This is a genomic window from Staphylococcus sp. EG-SA-2, from assembly GCF_017152085.1.
On sequence record NZ_JACYHC010000645.1, the window covers coordinates 1 to 2223 of the forward strand.

Consider the following 2223-nt stretch of genomic DNA (forward strand, 5'->3'; position numbering starts at 1 on the left):
TTTGTTTCGTTGCTTTATCACGTATTGCTTTTTTAGCATTTGGTTTAACAACCGGTGTTGCAGTATCCCCACTTAAGGTCTGTATACCTTGATCTTTGATTCTAGTAACGCCATCATCAGTCGTTTGGTCACCAATATTACCAATTATTTCATTTTTATGTTCCTCGATAACTTGTATTGCTGCTTGTTTTTCTTCATCTGTCAATTCATCATTTTGATTAACTAAATCTTCCATTTGGTCAACTTTTTTATTAACTGCATTTTCAGCATCAACACTTCGAATTAACGTATGTTGCATTTGATTAGTTAATGAATCAATATCTGCTTGAGAAACTCTTTTATTTAATGGTACATTGTTACGATTTTCATCTAAAATCGTTTGTGCACGTCTTTTAAGATCATTAAAGATATCTAATGATGCAAATGTATAATCAGCTTGTTGAATGCGTCTATCAACCTCGGCTTGTAATGCATCTTTATTCATGATGATATCGATTGTATATGGATTTGTACTTACAGTATGACTTTCAGCAGGTGAATTAATAAAATCTTGTGTATATGTTTTATATGTTAATGTATCATTAAATGTTACTGTTCTTGGTGTCGGTACATTATTAACACGCAACTTATACTTTAAATCCAATATTTTATCAGGCATTAATCGTGCCGGCGAGTTACCTGAACCTCCACCAGTACTTTTAATTGTTATCACTCGATTCGCCGCATCATACGTCACATTAAAATCATTCATATCAACACCTGAATTACTGCTTGGAAAATCTTTAGTCAATGAGTTATTAACATATTCTACCCCTTCAGGTAATTGAACTTTATATACAAAATCATCTGTATTAAATGAAGCACCGAAGTTACCATTATTCTTTAATGAAGTTGTGACTGTAAATTCTTTATTATTAGTAGCTGTGGGTTCCATTGTTCGTCTTTCAACATAGACATGCGAACCAGAATGTAGACCAATTGAGTCAACAAAGTCATAGTATTTATAACCGTCTCTTAGTTGATAAATGCCACGCGCATCTGTTATTGCATCATTTTTAGGTACAAATTGAATTTTTAAGTGACTAACATTTTCAGGCACTTTAAACAAACGCCAAATCGGACCATAAGCTACTGATTTTTCTGCAATAACAGTATCATTATCAGCATTTTTAATTATTAAATTTGTCACACCTTGATAGTTTTTTGTAGTCATCGTATTAAATTCGAAAATTAATTCAGAATTTGGATTTACTGTTAAAGATTTTTCAATTCCATTAAAATCACCATGATCATTTGTATCATTTCCCTTAATACGACCTAATGCAATTACATTTCCTTGTGCTTGATAGTTCTTAGCATCTCCTGAATCAAACATACTTGTTCTAACCATCGCATGACTAAACACACCTACTTTACCACCATTGATAAGTGTAAAGCCTGGTAAATTATCAACAACTGTTACTGATGGTACAGAACGGTTGGTACTTGGTCTAATACCATTGTCATCAAAAGACAGCACTTCGTTAGGTGCATTTTGTCCTGCATTATTGGCATTAGGATCAGTTGTCGGCGTGTATGGCGCTGTAATTGCTACTGGTGCACCACCGTTTCCTGCCGCTGCAGCCGCTGGATCTGCTGGAGTTGCATTAGGATCTGCCGGTGCCGCACGTCTACTTCTCTTTTTCGGTCTATTAGATGCTTGTTCAGCAATTGCAACTAGCTCTGGTTTATCTGAAGAATGACGAACATCTTCTTGAATTTCCTTTAAAGTTAGATGTCCTCCTGAACCATTTTCATTTGTTTTATTAGGTACATTTAATGTGGTATTATTCGACACTACATCCTTATTATTAGCGTTTGACACTGTCTCAGTTGCTGTTGTATTGCCATCTGTATGATTATTGTTTTGTGCTGAAGGCGTACTTGATTGCACTGATGTTGGCGTAGCTTGATTTGCTATACTACCATTATTATGATTAACCAATGCTTGATTCGTTGATTGATTAGTTGTTGCAGATTGATTAGGTGTATTCTGAGCACTATTTGCTAAACCTCTATTATTAGCAACATTTGTATCTTGTGAATTTACAGGTGTGGCTTGATTAGTATCGCTTTGTACATTATTATCCGTAGTTAAGGCTTGTGCACCATTTGGGTTTGAAAGTAATAAAACTGTTCCGATTAAAGTAGAGAATATGCCTACTTTATACTTCCTAATACTAT

Annotated in this window: 1 protein-coding gene; it reads right to left on the minus strand. The window is 34.5% G+C overall.

Annotated features, from left to right (window positions below; all coding sequences use genetic code 11):
* The coding region (locus tag IDG60_RS11620) for a SasC/FmtB family protein (protein WP_206160722.1) at positions 1-2223 on the minus strand (2223 nt) is incomplete at both ends.